Here is an 18,246-nt window from a genome sequence, read left to right as displayed (position 1 = left end):
TTTTATAATAAAGCCTCAAAGGTAATAAATATGTTGTGAGTATATGACTCTGACAACATTTTTGTACAGTATGTCGTCGATCATGCTAAAAAATTACAAACCTGAAACGAAAGTTTCCGAAACAGATGCTGGATTATTCCGTATGACTTCTTATATTTGTGTAATAGTTACACAAATTAAAAATCAAAATAAATGAAGGCGCTCATCATCGTAGATATTCAAAATGATTTTCTTCCCGGAGGTGCTTTGGCGGTAGCTCAGGGCGACGCGATTATTCCGGTAGTCAATCGGCTTCAGAAAAATTTTGAGCTTGTGGTAGCTACGCAGGACTGGCATCCCGCGGGGCATGGGAGCTTTGCTGCCAATCATTCCGGTAAAAATCCCGGGGAAGTCATAGATCTTTTTGGCCTGCAACAAATCCTTTGGCCGGTACACTGTGTACAGGAAAGCCCGGGCGCCGAATTTGCCCGGGACCTCGATACCTCAGCAATTGATCGTGTATTTACCAAAGGCACTGACCCTGAGATCGACAGCTATAGTGGTTTTTTTGATAATGGAAGACGTAAGGCTACGGGCCTGGGGCAATATCTGCAGGATAAAGGTGTGGACACCGTATACGTGGTCGGGTTAGCAACCGATTATTGTGTCAAATACACTGCGCTTGATGCGCGTAGCCTGGGATTTGAGACGGTGCTGGTTGCTGATGCTTGTCGTGGCGTTAATCTTAGCCCCAATGACTCCCAAAAAGCCATAGAAGAAATGCAGGCTGCTGGCGTTACCATAATTACGAGTGATCAACTATAATATAGCCGAAATATCATCTACCGCAAAATCATACATGTCGATATGGATGCTTTTTATGCGTCCGTAGAACAGCGGGACAACCCTGAACTGCAAGGAAAACCCGTGGCGGTAGGTGGGGCAGGGCAGCGGGGGGTTGTCGCTGCATCCAGTTATGAAGCCAGGAAGTTTGGCGTTAGGTCTGCCATGGCTTCGGTAACAGCCCGGCGATTGTGTCCGGAGTTAATATTTGTTCGCCCGCGTTTTGAACACTATCGCGTGGTTTCACGACAGATACGGGAAATTTTCTTCGAATATACCGATCTGGTCGAACCACTATCGCTGGATGAAGCTTTTCTCGACGTGACAACCAATAAAAAAGGGATCGAATCGGCAACCAAAATCGCCAGGGAAATCAGAGCTGAAATCTGGGAAAAAACTCATCTCACGGCTTCTGCCGGCATCTCCATCAATAAATTTTTGGCAAAGGTGGCTTCCGGTATCCATAAACCCAACGGCCTGACGCTCATTCCCCCTGACCGGGTAGAATCTTTTCTTGAAAAACTCCCCATCGAAAAGTTTTTCGGTATAGGAAAAGTAACTGCTGATAAGATGCGAAGAATCGGTATCCACAATGGGGCAGACCTTAAATTGCGTTCGGAGACAGAACTGGCCCACCGGTTTGGGAAAATGGGACGGCATTTTTACCGGATTGTGCGCGCCATCGATGACCGGGAAGTAAAACCCGACCGGCCCCGCAAATCGGTGGGCGCCGAAAATACCTTTTTTAACGATCTTACCACCGAAGCAGAGATGTTGGGCGAACTGGAACCACTTACCCGGAAAGTGGCTTCCCGCCTGCAAAGCGTCAATGCTGCGGCCCGGACGATTACCGTTAAAATCAAATATTTTGATTTTATACAGACAACCCGCAGCCGTACGGTCAATCAATATGTATATCGGTTTGAAGATATCTTTTCTGTCGTGAAAGAACTTTTGCATAAGCCGGAATTTCCCTCAAAACCGGTACGTTTGCTGGGTGTCTCAGTGTCAAGCCTGGATATCGAAGGAATAGAAGAGAACCCTGGTGGCCAGCTTACGCTTGAATTTTGAATGTCATCTGCTCAGGGCATGAAGTTGAAAAACCTGCTTTTCAACTCGTAGGGCAGTGCCAGATCTCTGATCAATTCTCTTGGATCAACAACGAGACTGGAAACGTGAATTCTTCCTCCACCTTTAAGATCGAGGGTCAGAAAATCAATTTTCAGGGGGAATAACAGACTTCGGTTATACTGACAGGCTGTAATTTGCTCTCTATGGAAAAGAATATTCTGACTGATTCTCGGATTGGTGTATTTTATATAGCCGTACTTGTTGTCTATTTCGACCTGTGTTTGTTCTTCTTTTGAAAAAAAATTCAGATAAAAAAATACATAAGGAATATACAGCACAGCCAGTACAAATACCATCGCAATAAAAAAATAAGTAACCGGGTTTGCCTGTTGAAACGACCAACTTACAAAACCCATTGCGATCAATCCCGATATTATAATCGTTGCAATCTGAAAGGGCATAGTCACATTGCGTTTGTCTGTGTGCAATATGTCATACAGGGATACATGAGGCTCAATCCCAAAGCTGGTATCTGTCTTTTGATTTCCTGAAGTAAGGTTTGTAATCTGGCCAAACATTCTGTGTTGTTATTTTATAGCTTAAAGGTATTCTGAGAAAAACTCTCTTTCCACTGTAACCCATATACAAACTTACACTGACTCATCACGAAAGGCCCTCAGGCGGTGGGTTTCTGTTACGTGTTAGAAAACAGGGGTTTGCCACACCGGATTACGGTGTACAAGGCAAATTCTCAAAAACTATTCCTTGTGGAAGCGGTTTTTTTATGTTTTGGAGAGAATGGACTTTTTGCGGCCTGATATGTAATATGGGGGTGATTATCTGAAGATATTAAAGGTTAAACGGATATATCGGCGTTCATTCAGTAGAATAGTATTACCTGAACCGACATTTTTCATTAATTTCGGAGCTGAGATTAATATCTATGAAATCTTTCTTCGGTGGGCTTGTGTCAGCTGTTTACAGTGCGTATGTCATTCTCCTATTTTTTGTTTTTACCCCTTTGGTACTGGTGTATTATATTCTGATATCACCTTTTCCTACCAATACCCGGATGAGGCTGGTTTACAAATGTCACTGGGTGTGGATGACGATATGGGCTTTTATGTCGGGAATAAAGATGGAAGTTCAGGGAAAAGAAAAACTGGTGTACGACCAGACCTATGTATTTTTGCCCAACCACAGCAATCTTTTTGATATTGTACTGGCCGGTTCGCGCATTCAGCACCCCTTTAAACCATTGGCTAAACGAGAATTGTGGCGGATTCCTTTTCTGGGGCAACTATTTGCGATGGCAGCTATTCCGGTTGACCGTTCGAGTAAAGAAAGCCGTGCGCATAGTTTTGAACTGATGGTATCGGCAGTGAAAAAAGGAACTTCGATATTGATCTTTCCCGAAGGAACGCGCAACCGTACGGCAGCCCCATTGAAAGCGTTTTACGACGGGGGATTCCGCCTGGCGATTGCCGGTCAGGTACCGATTATGCCAGTTATGTTGCTCAATGTCAGGCAACTTCAACCTGTCGGCACTTTTCGTGTATATCCGGGACGTGTATCTCTTCACTTTCTCGACCCTATTCCTGTAACCGGCCTGACAGAAAACGATGTCGAAAGTTTAAAAAAACAGGTGTACGATTTGATGGAAAAGTATATTCTGGCAAACGATTCCTGGTTTATTGCTCAAAATCATCTGAAACAATCCTGATAATTTCTGCATAATATGGAAAGACCCCTGGACATTCACGCCCATAACGAAAACATTCAGTCTGAACTCCTGCGGTTGATAGATACTGATAGCAGCAACTGGGTGCTTGTTGAGTCAGACAACGAAGAAATGCGCAATCTTTTGCTGGAAGGTATTGTGGCCGAAACCAGCCATTTGTCCCATCTTGTACTTGACCTGGCAGATACACAGGTCACCTCGCTGACTGAGATCGCCAAAGAAAAACTTGCGACGCTTGTAGCGGACACTCCCCCTTCCGAAACCATCATCCATATTATCAACCTGGAATCCAGCCTGCCCGAAGAAATTCTCAGCGGTAAACAGGTGTTGCTCAATAACCTCAATGATGCACCTGATGTGTTGAGCGATTGGTTTGCTGCCCGCTGGATTTTCTGGACAGACAGTTATACCGCTCAACGTATCGATAAACAGGCCCCGGCGTTTAAAGGGAAAATCGCCCGGACATTTTCCCTTTACGCACCTGAAAAACCCGGGCAGGAAGATCCTTACGACAAACTGGAACAACTGGCAGTCAGATATCAGCAGAGCGATATTGCGCCTGAAGAAAAATCATCCATTGCACTGGGAATTGCAGAAACATTTGGCCGTTTCAGGAAGTGGACACAGGCAAAAGTATATCTGGATGAAGTAATCGCACAAGGTGAGGCTGAAACACCCTCTGCGCATGTATATGAGGCGCATCGGTTGTTGGGCAACAATCTGTTTGAGTCACGCGCTTATTCAGAAGCGCTGGCGCATCTCGATAAAGCCCTTGAGGGAATAAGTGTAGAGGAGGATCCGGGGAGGTATGCAAAGACTTTTCATCAGAAAGGGTTAATACAATTTCGGTCGGGATATTCTTCTGAGGCCGAAGACTCTTTTAATGAATCTGTGAAAGGATACCAGTTTGCCGAAGACTTTGCTGCACTGGGCAATGTGTATAACGACATTGCCATGTTGCATGAAAAGGTAGGCAATGTGAAAAAGACGCTTGACAATTATAGAAAATCCGCAGAAGTTTGGCGTGAAACAGGGAAAATGGCGGAAGTCGCAAAAGCACTCCAGCATGTCGGCGCTATTAACCAGATCAGGCACAACTGGCAGGAGGCACTGGATGCATTTCGGGAAGCTTTGGACGCGGCCAAAGAAGCAGAAGATGAATTTCTGGAGACCGCGCTCGAAGACTCTGTTGAACAAATGTCAGAGGCAATCGCTGAAAAAGGATCAGCAGAGAAAAAGAAAGGCTTTTTAGGAAGGTTATTTGGCTAAAAACTATTCCATTTCTTCATACTCCACAGGAATGGCATTGGGAGGCTCCTGACTTTTACGCCTGAACCGCGGCATTTTCATATTGCTCCAAAACCACTTCCTGCGGCTTTTCCTTACCGCTCTTCGATTGAAATAAGGGTAAAAGAGGAATGCCACTACAAGGATAATAAAAATCAATTCCGCTCTTCCTACCATAGCTTATTTGTTCAGTCTATAAAAGTACGCAAAAAAAATCTCTTTGAAAGTATCAATATTCCAGACTATCGGGTGACTTCTCCCCCGATGGTCCCGTCTTAACTCAACTAATAAACCATTCTATCATGCAAAAATTACTCATTCTTATCTTTACTGTACTATTTTACTCCATTCAGGTATCCGCACAGGAAACAGATACCACTTACTGGAAAAAAGGCGGTGTTGCTGCACTGAATATTACCAACTCCGGTATTAGTAACTACTGGCAGGCAGGGGGCATTAATTCCCGTTCGCTGGGTATTCGGGTAGGAACTTTTGCCTATTATGAAAAAGCCAAAGCTTCCTGGCAAAATGACCTCGTGATTGCCTATGGTACTGTTCGTCAGGGAGGTAATGGCAACAGTTTTATCAAAAACGATGACCGGTTTGAACTGACTTCCAAATATGGTTACCGGTTCAACGAAAAACTGCTGCTCAGTGGTCTGGCAAGTTTCCGTACGCAGTTTTTTGAAGGATTTACCTTTGATCCTTCTAAGCCTACGACCGTTCCGTCAGATACAGTGTCCAACTTTCTGGCGCCCGCTTATCTGGAATTTGGTCTCGGGTTTGACTATCGCCCTGCTGAAAACCTCAGTATTTACTATTCTCCTGTAAACTCTAAAGTTACGATTGTGACCATAGAGGAATACCGGCCATTATACATTCCCCAGACAGGTACAGACAAAGGCGCGCGGTATGAAATTGGTTCCAAACTCGGGATAAAGTACAAAAATGAAATTGCCAAGAATATTTTGTTCCAGACCAATGCCAACTTCTTTATGAACTATCTGGAAAACTTTGGCAATGTGGACGTAAACTGGGAAACCCTGACTACCGCTAAAGTGAATAACTGGTTGGCGGTCAGCTTTGCCACCAACCTCATTTATGACGACGATATCAAGTTTAAAATTCTGGAAAATGGCCAACCAACTGGCCAGCTTGGCCCTCGTACCCAGTTTCAACATGTACTGGCTATAGGATTGACCTATCAGTTTCTGAAATAATAACCGAAAAGATAGCACGGTTATCCTGCGCGAATGCACGGATGCTAAACCCCGCGATCTGAACTCAATCTTTTGGCAGTTTTGTTCGTAAATTGTATTGAACAACAAATACAAACAGAATCATGAAGAAAAGCGTTAAAAATATCATTGGGGCATTATTACTGGTAGCCATGTTAGCCGGCGGAGCCGCAATCGTATCCCAGGTTTTGAAGTCAGAAACTTCTTCTCCTGTCGCAGTTCAGACCGTTGACATGGACCACAGCATCTCGGTACTTCCTTAAATAATGGGAAAGTAGCTAATTCGTCGGAATACCGACTTAGTATATATCTTTTCTGGTTAGTTAATACAAAATGCCATTCCTTTTGGGGTGGCATTTTTTTATTTTTATATGGCGGTGCAGCGTTTTTTCGTTGCCGACCGTTTTATGCATGAACAAAACTGAGGAATAAAAGACCGTGTAATGGCGAAGCCTTACCAGGCATTGATCAAAGGCTGTATCAATCAGAAACCGGCTGCGCAGCGCGAGCTGTACGAGCAGTTTGCGCCTTCTATGCTGGCGGTATGCTATCGGTATGCACGCGACAGAGATGATGCAGAAGATATTTTACAGGATGGCTTTATAAAGGTTTTTCAGAAGATCGGCAACTTTGATGACCGGGGCTCACTGGAAGGCTGGATACGGAAAATTATGGTGAACACAGCCATTGATCATATTCGCAAACAAAAATATCAGCAAAACCAGACAGAGCTGAACGAGGGAATTACAGAGGTGGTGGAGGCAGATGCCATGGATAATCTGGAACTGGAGGCCTTATATGAGGTCATACAGAAATTACCCGCAGGCTACCGCCTGGTATTCAACCTCTATGCGATAGAGGGGTATTCACACAAGGAAATCGGCGACGAACTGGGAATTACCGAAAGTACTTCCCGTTCTCAGTATACGCGTGCAAGGGCTATGCTCCGGCAGCAAATACAGGAAATCTATATGGAAAAAAAAATATACAAAGATGCCATTTGATCAGTTTGAGCGGAAAATAAGTGCGCGTTTTGCGGAAGCGCAAATACCTCCCCGTCCTGAGGTATGGCAAAATATTGAAAAACAGCTCGTGAGTTCTCGCTCCCGGCGAAAAGGCTTTTTCTGGCTAATGGGCGATGGTTTGTTTGCTGCAATACTTTTTTGGGGATTCATTTCCTATGCAAATCTCCCCAATCGCCCGGCGCTTTCTCCGCTTCAGATTGTAAAGACAGAAGCCGAAACAGTAGAATTAACCGCTGCGGCTGACTGTATAGAATCTGCAATTGTTGAAACCTTACCTCGCAAAACATTCACAGCCGAAAAACGCTTAACTGAAAAAAAATCTGTTAACACGACCACAGAATCTTCTGTCGGTTTACAGATCACTCATCCTGTAACTACTAATACGGCAGTAGAGGGACTGGGTGAAACTGCCTATATAAACAAATCTCAGGATCACAGGGTAACCACCCTTATGGCTGAGGAAGCTACCGCATCTTCAGGATCTGTAAAATATGCTTCAGAAAAAATCACCATTAGTGCCATACCATCCCCCGATATTTACCGTTTACAGCCTGCGCCAGCAGTAAAGGTTGGGCAGCAACAACTTCCGGATTTGAAAATCAGAAGATGGGCTTTTTATTTGCAGGCTTCTCCGGAATGGGCATTTGATATGGAAAGGACCAATGTATTGGCGGTAAGTCAAAATGATCAGGCCGGTTCCCGTAGCTTTGACTATAGCAGTTTTGAGTCTTCCTTTCTTTCTCCCAGTACCCAGTTTTCTCCCGGAGAAATTCTTTCCGTACGTTTTCCCCGCGCCCATTTTCAGGCAGCCGCAGGCGGAGAATTTTACTTACGACCTAATCTGAGCTTACAGGCAGGATTGGGATACGCTGTCTCAGAATATGGCATTTTCCGATACGGGTCGCTCAATCCCGCTATTGCTGACCAGTTGGCCAATAACCCCAGTGGCCAGGTGGTGATTTCGTTTTCTTCTTTTGATTTTCAACCCGAAGAAATTTTCCGTACAGAGCAATTGGAACTTCCGGTCGGGGTGAATTACTATCTGAGACGAGGCCGGTCTTCGCTGGTGTTGTCAGCTGGCATTTCTGGCAACAGGCTCGTTTCCCGGCGCACCAACTATAAGGCAAACGCCTTAGACATAGAAAATTCCTTTGGACGGAATACCTTATCCTCTCTTCCTACACCCAATGCAGAACTGCTGGTATATCGCAAATACCATTTGTACACAAGTGCTTCTGCGACTTATCAGTATCAGGTGCAGCCCCAGTGGGCCTTTTTTACAGGTCCGCAGATCAAGTACCAACTGACTGATGTTTTTGCAGGAAGTGCCGCCGAAGATCAGTTGCCTTACCGGTTTGGCTGGCAGGTTGGGGTGAGATTTTTTCCGGGGAGATAATATTTATCGTAAAAGAGCGGGTGCCAATGCCATGCCAGTGCCAGATTGTAATCTGGCACTACGGCAACCTTTTCACCGACCGGCTTGGAAAACGGTCCCTGAGTGACCATCGAAGGACTCCACCGTTTCCGACAAAAAAAAAAGTGCTAACTTAGACGGCGGTTTATACCCATTCCCCTTCTAATCCTCGCGCCTCCGACACAAAAAGGTATCCCCCGTCCTACCTTTTTTTCACCTATAAAAGATGCGGTTGGACGGAGGGATACTGAAAAGATACGGAAGTACCTATGGAAAACTACTTTATTAAGAATTCCAAAATTTCGATATTACCGGTAAATCCTAATGCTCCTTTGGCATTGGTGAACTTTAAGGAAAGATATGAGCAGGGAGATTCCATTTTAATGGAGGAAACATACAATACATTAATATCTGTACTTATTGAATCTAGTAAAATTGAGTATGAATTAGGTGAGATGGAGAACGGGGTAACAAAATCAGATTATTTCGCAAATAGAATGATTTTAGAGAGGCGGAATCGAGATCAACTACTAATCGAAGCTTACTATCAACCAACCCTCTCTATATTAAGAGCTTCAACTAATCTACAGAAAGAGGATATTCCGAATTTACTGAAAGAAAAAAGATATAAAGACCAAATCTATTCGTATTTTTTCTTTTTTCAAGGGATAAAGGGGTTTCGAGAAATTTGGTATCTCTGGCCTGAGATAGTGCTGGATTCTGATTTTAAGTTGTTTTTGGCAGAGAACTCCGATGTTTTTTATTCGATTTTTTCCATTGAAGAGAAATATCTTACTAAGGTCAATTATTTTGAAGAATATGGAGACTATTATTATAGATATCTCCACATCGAAAATATTGACGAGGCCATTCTTTCTCTAAAAAAATTACATGCTGAATCTCCGACAAAATTTAAGTTTCAATTCGAATTGATGTTGAAATATTTAGAACTATATTCTTCCAAAGAAGCGGAAATAATATTTAAAATTACGCGGCTAGTGTGACCTAAATACTGCCCCCTTCCCCAAACCGGACCGGCGACAACCCACACGCGGCGGCTGAGTTTGAAATATTATGAGCTTTAACTTACGATAGAAGTAAAACAAGTTACAGGTACTCATGTTAGCAAAGCAAAACCCGGTACAAACCAAGTGGATATTAAAATCCCTACAAATATTTTTACAATTCAATCTACCCTAGCACCTAAACCTGTATCGGTAAGTCCGACAAAAGGTTTATAATTTGTAATATGGAAATAAGTAAAGAGCATTTATTATTAACATTTCAAAATGCACTATTATATAACGTATGCCCCAATACGAGAATAATTTTTGCTGATATTGAGAGTGTAAATAAGTTGATTACCTGGATTTATGTTGATCTGCCGCCAACAGAGGCCGAGAAAGATATGTATTATTCAATACAATCAGAAGTTTTAGGTGAATTTGAGGGGTTTGATGACAGTGGAAGTAAAGTAAAAATCTTGACTGGTCATTTTGACGAGGAAAACCTAAGAGGGAAAATGGTTCTTTTCGCGCGATGTGACTATTTGGATGAAAATAGAAATTTAATCAAATGAGCAGGATCGTAAACCGCTCCATATATTTTACCCATCCCTAATGTCTTATCTCAGTAATCCTCTCGCACGAAAAACACCACTCTTCCCGACAAAAAAAGTATTACCTTAGCCAACGCCAACGCCGGTCTGATTTCCCCATAAAACCAGCGCCCGCGTGGCAAAATGCAGCCATTTCCCCCCGCTCTTCGAAAGTGCGAGGGCCAGGGGGTGAGTTCGATTGGTGAGCTATTTATTTAGCCCAAGTCTTTTAGCGATGCTGCGAACTTCTTCAAAGGAAAGGCCTGTAATTTTAACAACAAAATCGGCGGTTGCGCCTTCCATTAGGGCGCTTTCGGCAATTTCCTCCTCTCTACTTTTTACAGCCGATGTTATTTCCAATTTCACCGTCTCCACAAAACTCGCATCGCTCCGTTGTGCTTCCATGTATCGGTCATATTCCTTGCGGTCGGCGGGTTCCAATTTCAGTATATCAAGTTTTTGGCTGGCAGCCTTCAATCCTTTTGCTGTGAACTCATCTTTGATTTCTGCCGTTTTCAGGAAGTATATCCATTCGTCTAAAGTATCCCTGGCAATTTCGTTGAACCGATTAGTTTTTATCACATAATACTCGGGGTACAAGTCCGAAACCGATGTCTTTTGGAAGAGTTCTTTCTGCTTTTCGGATAGTTCCAGTGCATGGTTGCTGTGAATACCAACAAAAGTGGTGGTCCCGTGGTACACATAGTCATCTCCCTGACCCAGGTCAAAATAGACGATATTCACCGAATACACTTTTTTAACCTGAGAATACGGTTGTCCTTCTGCAATATGCTCTACGATGACTTTGGCTGTTCCGTAAAGCATCCGCTGGAAGTAGTCCGCTTCACGGGTATTCTGGATTTCGACGATGACCAATTCGCCTTTTTTATTCTCCACCAGAATATCTACCCGGTTGAACTTGTTGTCCTCGGTTTCCTTATTTCCTTCGCTTTCAAGGATTTGTTTAATTTTAACATCTTCCTGGAGCAACTCAGAAAGGAAGCCTTCCAGAATGTCAAAGTTGGTTTTGTTGCAAAGCAGCCGTTTCATTGCCCAATCGAATCGAACTAATTTCTTGGCCATTTTACATATTTCCCACAAAGATAAGGGGAATCGTTCGATTCGGCAAGGGCCGGATATTCGACTGTCGTGGATCAGTTCAACCGTATTACCTCGGTCCGTTCTCTCTCCGGCGGGTTTGACCCACGACGCCATTGGCCAACGGGTCAGTGATGATTCGGGGAAAATTGCCAATATTATCTGGGATGCCTATCACAAGATTCGGGAGAGCCAGATGATCATCTGGCTTTACCTTTCCCCCGCCTCGGGTGAACCCACCCATATCTGGTTTGAATACGACGGCCTCGGCAACCGGGTGAGCAAGGAAGTGGAGCGAAACCTCAATAATGCTGAATTTTTCCATGACGTACAGACAGGTCATGACCTGTCTCTTCCGCGACCTGTCCGTATCGGACGCCACCGGCAATATCCTTTCGACCTACCGGGAGGCGCAAATGATCGGATATCTGGCGACTATTCCTACTTCTCCCAGATCACATCAACACCATAATTGCTGAAAAGCACATCTTTGGTCATGATTTTTAACCCTTCGCTTTTTGCCTGACCAATGATCATCCGGTCAAAAGGATCTCTGTGATAATGGATTAATTACTGTAATATTACCGCATGGGTATCGAGAAGGATGTCCATTTACATATATTCATTGAAATCTTCGATCGGATCGTCAAAATTATCCTTCATGGTGATCATGTCTTTGGCCAATCCTGCCACACGGACAGCTTTTTTGTTCGACTTTTGAGCCTGATATTTGAGATAGTCAATATAATCAGCCACTTTTTTCTGTAGCTCGCCCGATGGTCGTTACTCAAAACCCGGGATGCCTAGTTATGGTAAAAAAGGAGCACATGACATAGCTAAAGAAAAGGAAAAAAAAATTCATGAAAGAAGTCGTGCCCTGGGTGCCGTAGAAAAAATCGAAATAAAGAAATAGTAATTATTTATGCGAAATTATTCCTTTACTTTTTGCAGTATAACGTTAGTCTTTTTCCTTTCCTGTGGTAGCTATAAAAAGGTGGAAGTAAGTGCCAGGAATTGGCCTTACCAATATGAGTATGGGGAAAATAAATTGGTTCCTGGCACAGATCATGATTCCTATCCGCTCGAACTTATCTCTCCCAAAGCACGCTATTCTAAAAAGAATAATGAAGTAATTTTTAGCGGCCGGATTATTAGCAAGATACCAATCACCATTAATGAAAAGGATACGTTTGAGGTACGCAATTACTTTCCATATCTAACTTTAATCACTGGAAGACGACAGGGGAATGACATTCTGATTCAAGATGAAATAAAAGTACCTAACAAGAACGGGGCTTTTAAGGTGAGACTTAATTGTGAGACCAATCTTTCAATGTTCCTTCTCCTTTTTCATGGAGGTTTTATCCCTATGAGAGTAAAGATTATAAATGATAATTGCAATTAATGACTGAAATGAGAATAAAATAATAGGCTTTTGGGAAAGAAGCAATCGTTAAGGACAAGGAACCTACCGGAAAGCTGAACCTTAAGCGGGAGGGTTATGTATGCAATTGCCCTCTTCCCCTAGGGTGCACCCGCTGAAAAGCAGCAATCATCACAGATAATTTTAACCACCTCCCTAAAAAACCATTATTCCATCCCCAAACACCGTAAAAAACCGGTTCACTGTTCAGCGAAAGAACGAGGGCGGGAACCGCACGGATGGCCCGATTATTTGAGGAGCTACCGTAGTAGCGGAGATTTTCACATAAGTAATCACACGAGATCCACCTGATTTCCCTTTTCCTTTTGAAGCGATCGCGAGTCGAATCTTATAAAAGTTGTTGCCAAGTTCCGTTCCCTGTTTAGGATTATCCTCAAGGCTTTGCAAAAGTTGTGTCAAATCCTTTTTCAGCGAAGGGTATTTTTTTGCTAACCTTTTTGCCTGTTTATCAAAAAGCGGAATAGAGGAAACATTATAACTCATTCAGCAGTTCTTTTGCGGGTCGGGCTTTTAATTTTCCCTCCTCCACTAGTTTCAGTTGCTGAAGGGCTTCTTTAAGTTCCTGCAAGATCTGTTCTTTAGTAGGTGCTTCGTATTCCAGCATCTCCAGCCCCCGGTATTGTTTTTTGAGTTGTTTCCATTCATTGATTGGAATATACACACCGGTTGTTTTGCCTTTACTATCCTGTATGATCTGTAGTCTCATGTCGAATCGTTATTTTTAAATTGCCGCAGGCCTCGTTTCTATATTCTGCAATTGCAAAAGGTGTGTGTTTGTATCGCATACCTTTCCCCTAATTTACGTGAATTATACTACCTTGACAAATTTATCCCACCCCCCAACTGCAAAAAAAACCCTACCTTAGTCCATCGCAACTTTTCCCCGCTCTTCCAAAGAGCGGGGGCCAGGGGGAGAGTTCAATTTGGCCGTTCTTTGAATCTGGGGGACTATCGGTTTGGGTTTCAGGGGCAAGAGCACAGAAGTATCAATAAACCTTCTATGAATGTAAATGGAAATTCACCTAATCATAATTGGAACCATTGAAATGATTAAAATGGATACGAGAAATTTGATTTTTGGGGTCGTGTGTATGTGCATTTATTTGCTCGGCACTTTCGCCTGCCAGCCTGCAACGAAAAAAATGGAAATGTCTGAAAGCGATGAAGCGGTTGTTTTGGGCATATTGGAAGCAAAAGGATGCGAAAATGCCCGTATACGCTTTCGAAAAGTCAATAACCGAATTATGCTTTTATCCATCACCGAAGCTGTTATTCCAAAATTTCCAACGCAGTTGAAAGAATTGGATTCTTTAATCTCATTGTATTTAAACGGGAATTCTATTCAGGATGTGGCGGGAATAGATAGCCTTACTACGCTGTATTCGCTTGGACTATCTTCCAATCAAATCAAAACCATTCCACCACTTAGCCATTTGACGTCGTTGAAATCTCTCAACCTCAATGGAAATCGGTTAAAAGGCAATCTGGATTGCAAGGATCTGCCAGCTTCACTTGATCTCCTTTATATTGGAGCTAATCAGGTTTCATCCATCCAAAATTTAAGCAGGTTGCAAAAACTGGAATTTCTTTCTCTTGCGCAGAACAGACTATCAGAATTTCCCGATGGCATTTGCGAACTTTCCCGAATCGAAAGGTTAGATGCCCGACGAAATGAATTTAAAGATGAGAGGATCGACATTTCTTGTCTGAGTTGTTTGTTGTTTTTAGAAATCGATTCTGTTTATGAGGACCGAATCATATTCTCTGATCCGACAAGCGTTAACAGCGGTGAATTTTATATGTTTTAAGCAACTATTGAGATGAAATATTCTTTCATTGGCCTTGTGTGCCTGTGTTTATCGGGTGTTTATTCCTGCCAGCCTGCCGGAAAAAAAGCGGGCTCAAAAGAAAATGATGGAAAGATTGTTCTTAGCATTTTGAAGTCGTTTGAAAGTGAAAACGCACAGATTTATATTACAAAAGTTAATAGCCGAATCAGCGAATTAGAGATTGAAAATGCCCGAATTTCTGAATTTCCCGTCCAATTAGGTCAAATGGATTCCCTGAGAAAGTTGTTGCTTTCTAATGATTCTATTCGATCAATAAAAGGTTTGGACAGCTTGACAAGTTTAACAGATTTGGATTTGTCTGATAATCAAATCAAAATTCTTCCAACTATTCGTCATCTGAAATCACTCAAATTTCTCCGATTGGATAATAACCAGATACAAGATACCCTGGACTGTTTGCTTCTGCCAGAATCCCTTGAGGCACTCATAATTGGTAATAATCAGATTTCAGCGATAACGAATATAAGCAGGTTGATTAACCTGAAAACTCTATCTATTGACTCAAACAAACTTCGGGAGTTTCCGGAGGGACTTTGTGAATTAAAGAGAATTTGGTCAATTGAGGCAAACGGTAATGACTTTCAGGAAGAAATTAATGATTTTTCATGTTTCGAGAAGTTGGGAAGTATTGTTATAGATTCTAAATACCTGGGGCAGCTGGTGTTACCTGAAGGAACCGTGATCAACTACGGTTTTGAGGATGATTATTAAAGAAAGATGGGAGTATGCTCTTTAAACTGTGTCTAATGATTTTTTAAAAGTGTTAACTTAGACGGTGGCGGGCCGGTTCCGTTTTACATCGCCTCGTATGCGGCGGAGGTGCTGTCGGCACAGGACTATTATGCTTGCATCCGCCTAAGCGGGTCCGTTTGGCTCGGCGATGCCGGGGCGTTCTTTGAATCTGGGGGATTATCGCTTTGGGTTTAACGGGAAGGAGTCGGATGGGGAAACCTACGGAACTGGGAATATATACGACTATGGTTTTCGGATCTATAACCCACGCTTAGGAAAGTTTCTTTCGGTGGATCCGCTGAGTCCGGAATATCCATGGTACACACCGTATCAGTTTGCGGGGAATAAGCCGGTGAATTCGGTGGATTTGGATGGGCTGGAGGAAAAGGAAGCTTATGACGAGAATGAGGCAGATATGCTGCGACGTCAGGGAAAATTGGATGGTCGCTCAATTACCCGTTTGGTTGGCGCAAATCCTCGTGATCTCAACCTCAACAATCCTTATGATCAAAGTTACCTAAAATCCAGTTGGATTCAGGCAGAAGTAAACCAGTCCTTGACAAAACAACTGTTTGAATATGTGGGGGATGCTTCGATGATGATTGGGGGAATGTTTGGAGCGGTTGGAATGACCTATTCAAATCCCGTCAACATTTCTGCAAAAGCGCCGACGAAGTTGGAGAGTTGGTTTCGGGGATTGAGTACTACTTTTCGGAATCTGTTTCGGCGGGGTGGGAACAAACTCCCGACGATCAAGCAGGTACGAGCCTCCCATATAGACGAAGTCGCAGGGAGTGAATTGGAGGGAATGCTCCGGATGAAGGAGATGCCATTTGGGGCTGTAGAAGTTAATTACTCAAATGTTTTAAATTCAGCTAGTTCATCATATAAAGGTTCGACGGTTTTGGGGCATTCCTTAAGTAAACACGTTCGGAACCCTAGTATTTGGGGAAAATTAGTTGGTGATAAATCAACATGGCATAACCAAGCTTTGCAACACTTTGATGATATTATGAATGCACCTGGAAGTTTTATTAAAAAAACAAATGACTACGGAATAAACTTTTTGGAAAAGAGATTATCTGATGGAAGAGGCATTCGTTTAAATATGGATAAGACATTTAAAGGGTTTATCGATTAGAATATATGAAAGAAATTACTGAAATTATAGAAATAGTATTTGAAAGAGTTAAACTTGAAAAAATAGTTGAAATCTTGATTAGAAAGCTATCTGAGTCAACTTTAAAAAAGTATAACATTATTGCAGACTCATCAGAATTTAATTTAGAGTCGAAAGAGATGATTTTTGATAGCATTAATCGATCTTCAGATGGAGCATTCGTTTTTACTTTTTCAAACTTTAGTTTGAAAGACATCTTTTTATCACAAGTGTGGTTCCGAATTGATAAATATGATAATATCTATGACTTGAGCTTAGACATTGAAGAAAAGGAAATACGACAAAAGACCTCTATTTCAGATTTACAGAAGCGTGTCGCATCTCTTGCAGAGGAATTAAAAACAAATAGCTATTATTGTGGATACGAACCTGCAACTGATGAGGAAACAAGGCTATTTTCAGTAAATATATTAGGGCCATTAAATAATTGGGGAAATATGGATAACTAGAATGAACTAACGTTGCTACTGCGGGGTGTCCTCTTCCCCAAAGCCGCAACAGGTCTAAAGTAAAAATTCTGCCTTAAATGTTGTCCGATCTCATCGGGAGTTTTGTGGCCGATGGAGCTGTGGGGGTGGAGATTATACTCGCGTAAATGTGTCAATTAATTATTTAAAAGTATTACCTTAGCCAACGCCGCGCCGGTCTGATTTCCCCATAAAACCAGCGCCCGTGGGGCAAAATGCAGCCATTTTCCCCCGCTCTTCCACAGAACGGGGGCCAGGGGGTGAGTTCAATTTGGCCGTTCTTTGAATTTGGGGGAGTATCGGTTTGGGTTTCAATCTCAAGAATCCGATCCCGAAATCTACGGCACGGGCAACGCCGTTTCCTACAAGTACCGTGTCGAAGAAACGCGGCTGGGGCGGTTTTTGAGTGTGGATCCGTTGACGGCTAAGTATCCTTTTTACAGCCCGTATGCGTTTTCGGGCAACCGAGTGCTGGATGCGGTGGAGTAGATGCTTGGTCTGAGGCACTAAGTGATGGAAATCACCATCATCTTCAGAATCATCCTGGAGTTGGACAGGCAGTTCCTATGTTTGTTCCGGTAAACGATGGATTATATCGTTTACAGTTTAAGTCTCAAACAAGCAAAATGTTTGACACAAGCGTAGATTTCTATTCAACTGACCTTGGTTACGAGGATGTTGAGGCGGATAACCCTAAAAGAGAAAAATAATATATTAATCCCCATTAAGACTATGAGTTCATTTTTGTCAGTTTGCATAGTATTATTTCAGTCAATTACTTTGCTCATAATTGGAATAGCCAGTTATGTATTCTTAGTTAGGTTCCTGAAAAAATCAGGTAAAGGGAATTGGCTAAAATATGTAAAAATTAGTGGTTTAGGTTATTTCCTTATGCTTTTAATAAATACCTCCATTGCTGTTTGGTTCCGTTTCAGTGATTGTTTTACTACGGCAATAGAAGACCCTTCTGTCAGAACAATTGCTAAAACAGAAATACAAGGAGAAATAGAATATTACTATCAAGGCTTTGGAAAGTCAGTCTATAATCCGGGAAGCAATGATTTTCGGGGTTGGTTCAGAAATGGAACAGCATATTTTCCGGTAGTTTTCATGGGTGATAATAAAAAAGTGAAATTGTTGATTTACATGCATCAGGACTCAACTTTAAACTGGAGTGTGGATAGTGTGAATATTGAGCATTAACTTGATCGCGTTCTCCCTAAAAAACCAGCAATCCCCAAAGTACAGGAAACCCAGCCCAAATGGAGGGAGTTTATGTT

At 42.6% G+C, this 18,246-nt stretch carries 22 protein-coding genes and 2 pseudogenes; 18 read left to right on the top strand and 6 right to left on the bottom strand.

All coding sequences use genetic code 11. The annotated features are described in order from the left end of the window. The first annotated feature begins 192 nt into the window (after positions 1-192). Positions 193-804: a bifunctional nicotinamidase/pyrazinamidase gene (gene pncA / locus R3D00_22890; protein MEZ4776041.1), complete on the top strand. Its 612-nt coding sequence runs from the start codon at positions 193-195 to the stop codon at positions 802-804. 12 nt (positions 805-816) lie between these two features. Then, entirely contained in the window at positions 817-1,893 is a 1,077-nt protein-coding gene (gene dinB, locus R3D00_22885; protein ID MEZ4776040.1) for a DNA polymerase IV, read from the top strand. 11 nt (positions 1,894-1,904) lie between these two features. On the opposite strand, the gene R3D00_22880 is transcribed toward dinB, so the two are convergent. After that, positions 1,905-2,471, bottom strand: coding sequence for a hypothetical protein (locus R3D00_22880; GenBank protein ID MEZ4776039.1), 567 nt, complete (start codon positions 2,469-2,471; stop codon positions 1,905-1,907). 365 nt (positions 2,472-2,836) lie between these two features. On the opposite strand from R3D00_22880, the gene R3D00_22875 reads away from it, so the two are divergent. Both R3D00_22875 and R3D00_22870 read left to right on the top strand, forming a co-directional pair. Further along, a complete protein-coding gene (locus R3D00_22875) occupies positions 2,837-3,616 on the top strand; it encodes a lysophospholipid acyltransferase family protein (protein MEZ4776038.1) in 780 nt (259 codons plus the stop codon). A 15-nt stretch (positions 3,617-3,631) separates the two neighbouring features. Continuing rightward, positions 3,632-4,903 (top strand): tetratricopeptide repeat protein, encoded by a 1,272-nt coding sequence (locus tag R3D00_22870; protein ID MEZ4776037.1) that lies wholly within the window; start codon positions 3,632-3,634, stop codon positions 4,901-4,903. 3 nt (positions 4,904-4,906) lie between these two features. Here the strand turns inward: R3D00_22870 and R3D00_22865 are convergent, their stop codons facing one another. Further along, a complete protein-coding gene (locus tag R3D00_22865) occupies positions 4,907-5,098 on the bottom strand; it encodes a hypothetical protein (GenBank protein MEZ4776036.1) in 192 nt (63 codons plus the stop codon). A 125-nt stretch (positions 5,099-5,223) separates the two neighbouring features. Between R3D00_22865 and R3D00_22860 the strand changes: the two genes are divergently transcribed. The 6 genes from R3D00_22860 (at position 5,224) to R3D00_22835 (ending at position 10,177) form a co-directional block, all read left to right on the top strand. Continuing rightward, complete coding sequence (locus R3D00_22860; protein MEZ4776035.1) at positions 5,224-6,141, top strand: DUF3078 domain-containing protein; 918 nt, start codon at positions 5,224-5,226, stop codon at positions 6,139-6,141. Positions 6,142-6,263: 122 nt separating this feature from the next. After that, on the top strand, positions 6,264-6,422 hold the full coding sequence (locus tag R3D00_22855; GenBank protein MEZ4776034.1) for a hypothetical protein: 159 nt from the start codon (positions 6,264-6,266) through the stop codon (positions 6,420-6,422). A gap of 180 nt (positions 6,423-6,602) precedes the next feature. Next, the gene (locus R3D00_22850) at positions 6,603-7,163 is read left to right on the top strand and encodes a sigma-70 family RNA polymerase sigma factor (GenBank protein ID MEZ4776033.1); all 561 of its coding nucleotides are present in this window, start codon (positions 6,603-6,605) and stop codon (positions 7,161-7,163) included. Continuing rightward, positions 7,153-8,580: an outer membrane beta-barrel protein gene (locus R3D00_22845; protein MEZ4776032.1), complete on the top strand. Its 1,428-nt coding sequence runs from the start codon at positions 7,153-7,155 to the stop codon at positions 8,578-8,580. Before R3D00_22850 ends, R3D00_22845 begins: the two co-directional genes overlap by 11 nt. 287 nt (positions 8,581-8,867) lie before the next feature. Then, positions 8,868-9,602 carry a hypothetical protein gene (locus tag R3D00_22840; GenBank protein MEZ4776031.1) on the top strand — a complete coding sequence of 245 codons (735 nt, stop codon included), beginning with the start codon at positions 8,868-8,870 and terminating at the stop codon, positions 9,600-9,602. Positions 9,603-9,847: 245 nt separating this feature from the next. After that, the gene (locus R3D00_22835) at positions 9,848-10,177 is read left to right on the top strand and encodes a hypothetical protein (GenBank protein MEZ4776030.1); all 330 of its coding nucleotides are present in this window, start codon (positions 9,848-9,850) and stop codon (positions 10,175-10,177) included. Between the two features lie 225 nt (positions 10,178-10,402). Here R3D00_22835 and R3D00_22830 read toward each other — a convergent pair whose 3' ends face one another. Next, on the bottom strand, positions 10,403-11,278 hold the full coding sequence (locus R3D00_22830; GenBank protein ID MEZ4776029.1) for an Rpn family recombination-promoting nuclease/putative transposase: 876 nt from the start codon (positions 11,276-11,278) through the stop codon (positions 10,403-10,405). Here R3D00_22830 and R3D00_22825 point away from each other — a divergent pair. After that, complete coding sequence (locus R3D00_22825; protein ID MEZ4776028.1) at positions 11,271-11,765, top strand: hypothetical protein; 495 nt, start codon at positions 11,271-11,273, stop codon at positions 11,763-11,765. The genes R3D00_22830 and R3D00_22825 overlap by 8 nt on opposite strands. Before the next feature lie 140 nt (positions 11,766-11,905). Here the strand turns inward: R3D00_22825 and R3D00_22820 are convergent. Then, positions 11,906-12,052, bottom strand: a pseudogene (locus R3D00_22820) (DUF2281 domain-containing protein). Positions 12,053-12,215: 163 nt separating this feature from the next. Between R3D00_22820 and R3D00_22815 the strand changes: the two are divergent. Continuing rightward, positions 12,216-12,698, top strand: coding sequence for a hypothetical protein (locus R3D00_22815; protein MEZ4776027.1), 483 nt, complete (start codon positions 12,216-12,218; stop codon positions 12,696-12,698). Between the two features lie 225 nt (positions 12,699-12,923). Here the strand turns inward: R3D00_22815 and R3D00_22810 are convergent, their stop codons facing one another. Both R3D00_22810 and R3D00_22805 read right to left on the bottom strand, forming a co-directional pair. Continuing rightward, on the bottom strand, positions 12,924-13,220 hold the full coding sequence (locus R3D00_22810; protein ID MEZ4776026.1) for a hypothetical protein: 297 nt from the start codon (positions 13,218-13,220) through the stop codon (positions 12,924-12,926). Beyond that, complete coding sequence (locus R3D00_22805) at positions 13,210-13,443, bottom strand: hypothetical protein (protein ID MEZ4776025.1); 234 nt, start codon at positions 13,441-13,443, stop codon at positions 13,210-13,212. The genes R3D00_22810 and R3D00_22805 overlap by 11 nt, the downstream gene beginning before the upstream one ends. A gap of 349 nt (positions 13,444-13,792) precedes the next feature. On the opposite strand from R3D00_22805, the gene R3D00_22800 reads away from it, so the two are divergent. The 6 genes and pseudogenes from R3D00_22800 (at position 13,793) to R3D00_22775 (ending at position 18,169) form a co-directional block, all read left to right on the top strand. After that, positions 13,793-14,545 carry a leucine-rich repeat domain-containing protein gene (locus R3D00_22800; GenBank protein ID MEZ4776024.1) on the top strand — a complete coding sequence of 251 codons (753 nt, stop codon included), beginning with the start codon at positions 13,793-13,795 and terminating at the stop codon, positions 14,543-14,545. 12 nt (positions 14,546-14,557) lie between these two features. Next, on the top strand, positions 14,558-15,298 hold the full coding sequence (locus tag R3D00_22795; protein MEZ4776023.1) for a leucine-rich repeat domain-containing protein: 741 nt from the start codon (positions 14,558-14,560) through the stop codon (positions 15,296-15,298). A 166-nt stretch (positions 15,299-15,464) separates the two neighbouring features. After that, positions 15,465-16,460: pseudogene (locus R3D00_22790) on the top strand (RHS repeat-associated core domain-containing protein). Positions 16,461-16,465: 5 nt separating this feature from the next. Then, positions 16,466-16,948, top strand: a complete 483-nt coding sequence (locus R3D00_22785) for a hypothetical protein (GenBank protein MEZ4776022.1) — start codon at positions 16,466-16,468, stop codon at positions 16,946-16,948. Positions 16,949-17,248: 300 nt separating this feature from the next. After that, positions 17,249-17,455, top strand: coding sequence for a hypothetical protein (locus R3D00_22780; protein MEZ4776021.1), 207 nt, complete (start codon positions 17,249-17,251; stop codon positions 17,453-17,455). A 243-nt stretch (positions 17,456-17,698) separates the two neighbouring features. Next, positions 17,699-18,169 carry a hypothetical protein gene (locus tag R3D00_22775; GenBank protein ID MEZ4776020.1) on the top strand — a complete coding sequence of 157 codons (471 nt, stop codon included), beginning with the start codon at positions 17,699-17,701 and terminating at the stop codon, positions 18,167-18,169. The last annotated feature ends 77 nt before the right edge of the window (positions 18,170-18,246 follow it).

This window comes from Bacteroidia bacterium (genome assembly GCA_041391665.1).
Classification (GTDB): domain Bacteria; phylum Bacteroidota; class Bacteroidia; order J057; family J057; genus JAGQVA01.
The sequence above is the reverse complement of the archived record's forward strand: the minus strand, read 5'-3'. Positions and strand labels throughout refer to the sequence as shown.

Coding starts and splice junctions, on each gene's coding strand:
- pncA (MEZ4776041.1), top strand. CDS start 193: ATGAAGGCGCTCATCATCGTAGATATTCAAAATGATTTTCTTCCCGGA.
- R3D00_22880 (MEZ4776039.1), bottom strand. CDS start 2,471: ATGTTTGGCCAGATTACAAACCTTACTTCAGGAAATCAAAAGACAGAT.
- R3D00_22875 (MEZ4776038.1), top strand. CDS start 2,837: ATGAAATCTTTCTTCGGTGGGCTTGTGTCAGCTGTTTACAGTGCGTAT.
- R3D00_22870 (MEZ4776037.1), top strand. CDS start 3,632: ATGGAAAGACCCCTGGACATTCACGCCCATAACGAAAACATTCAGTCT.
- R3D00_22865 (MEZ4776036.1), bottom strand. CDS start 5,098: ATGGTAGGAAGAGCGGAATTGATTTTTATTATCCTTGTAGTGGCATTC.
- R3D00_22860 (MEZ4776035.1), top strand. CDS start 5,224: ATGCAAAAATTACTCATTCTTATCTTTACTGTACTATTTTACTCCATT.
- R3D00_22855 (MEZ4776034.1), top strand. CDS start 6,264: ATGAAGAAAAGCGTTAAAAATATCATTGGGGCATTATTACTGGTAGCC.
- R3D00_22850 (MEZ4776033.1), top strand. CDS start 6,603: ATGGCGAAGCCTTACCAGGCATTGATCAAAGGCTGTATCAATCAGAAA.
- R3D00_22845 (MEZ4776032.1), top strand. CDS start 7,153: ATGCCATTTGATCAGTTTGAGCGGAAAATAAGTGCGCGTTTTGCGGAA.
- R3D00_22840 (MEZ4776031.1), top strand. CDS start 8,868: ATGGAAAACTACTTTATTAAGAATTCCAAAATTTCGATATTACCGGTA.
- R3D00_22835 (MEZ4776030.1), top strand. CDS start 9,848: ATGGAAATAAGTAAAGAGCATTTATTATTAACATTTCAAAATGCACTA.
- R3D00_22830 (MEZ4776029.1), bottom strand. CDS start 11,278: ATGGCCAAGAAATTAGTTCGATTCGATTGGGCAATGAAACGGCTGCTT.
- R3D00_22815 (MEZ4776027.1), top strand. CDS start 12,216: ATGCGAAATTATTCCTTTACTTTTTGCAGTATAACGTTAGTCTTTTTC.
- R3D00_22810 (MEZ4776026.1), bottom strand. CDS start 13,220: ATGAGTTATAATGTTTCCTCTATTCCGCTTTTTGATAAACAGGCAAAA.
- R3D00_22805 (MEZ4776025.1), bottom strand. CDS start 13,443: ATGAGACTACAGATCATACAGGATAGTAAAGGCAAAACAACCGGTGTG.
- R3D00_22800 (MEZ4776024.1), top strand. CDS start 13,793: ATGGATACGAGAAATTTGATTTTTGGGGTCGTGTGTATGTGCATTTAT.
- R3D00_22795 (MEZ4776023.1), top strand. CDS start 14,558: ATGAAATATTCTTTCATTGGCCTTGTGTGCCTGTGTTTATCGGGTGTT.
- R3D00_22785 (MEZ4776022.1), top strand. CDS start 16,466: ATGAAAGAAATTACTGAAATTATAGAAATAGTATTTGAAAGAGTTAAA.
- R3D00_22775 (MEZ4776020.1), top strand. CDS start 17,699: ATGAGTTCATTTTTGTCAGTTTGCATAGTATTATTTCAGTCAATTACT.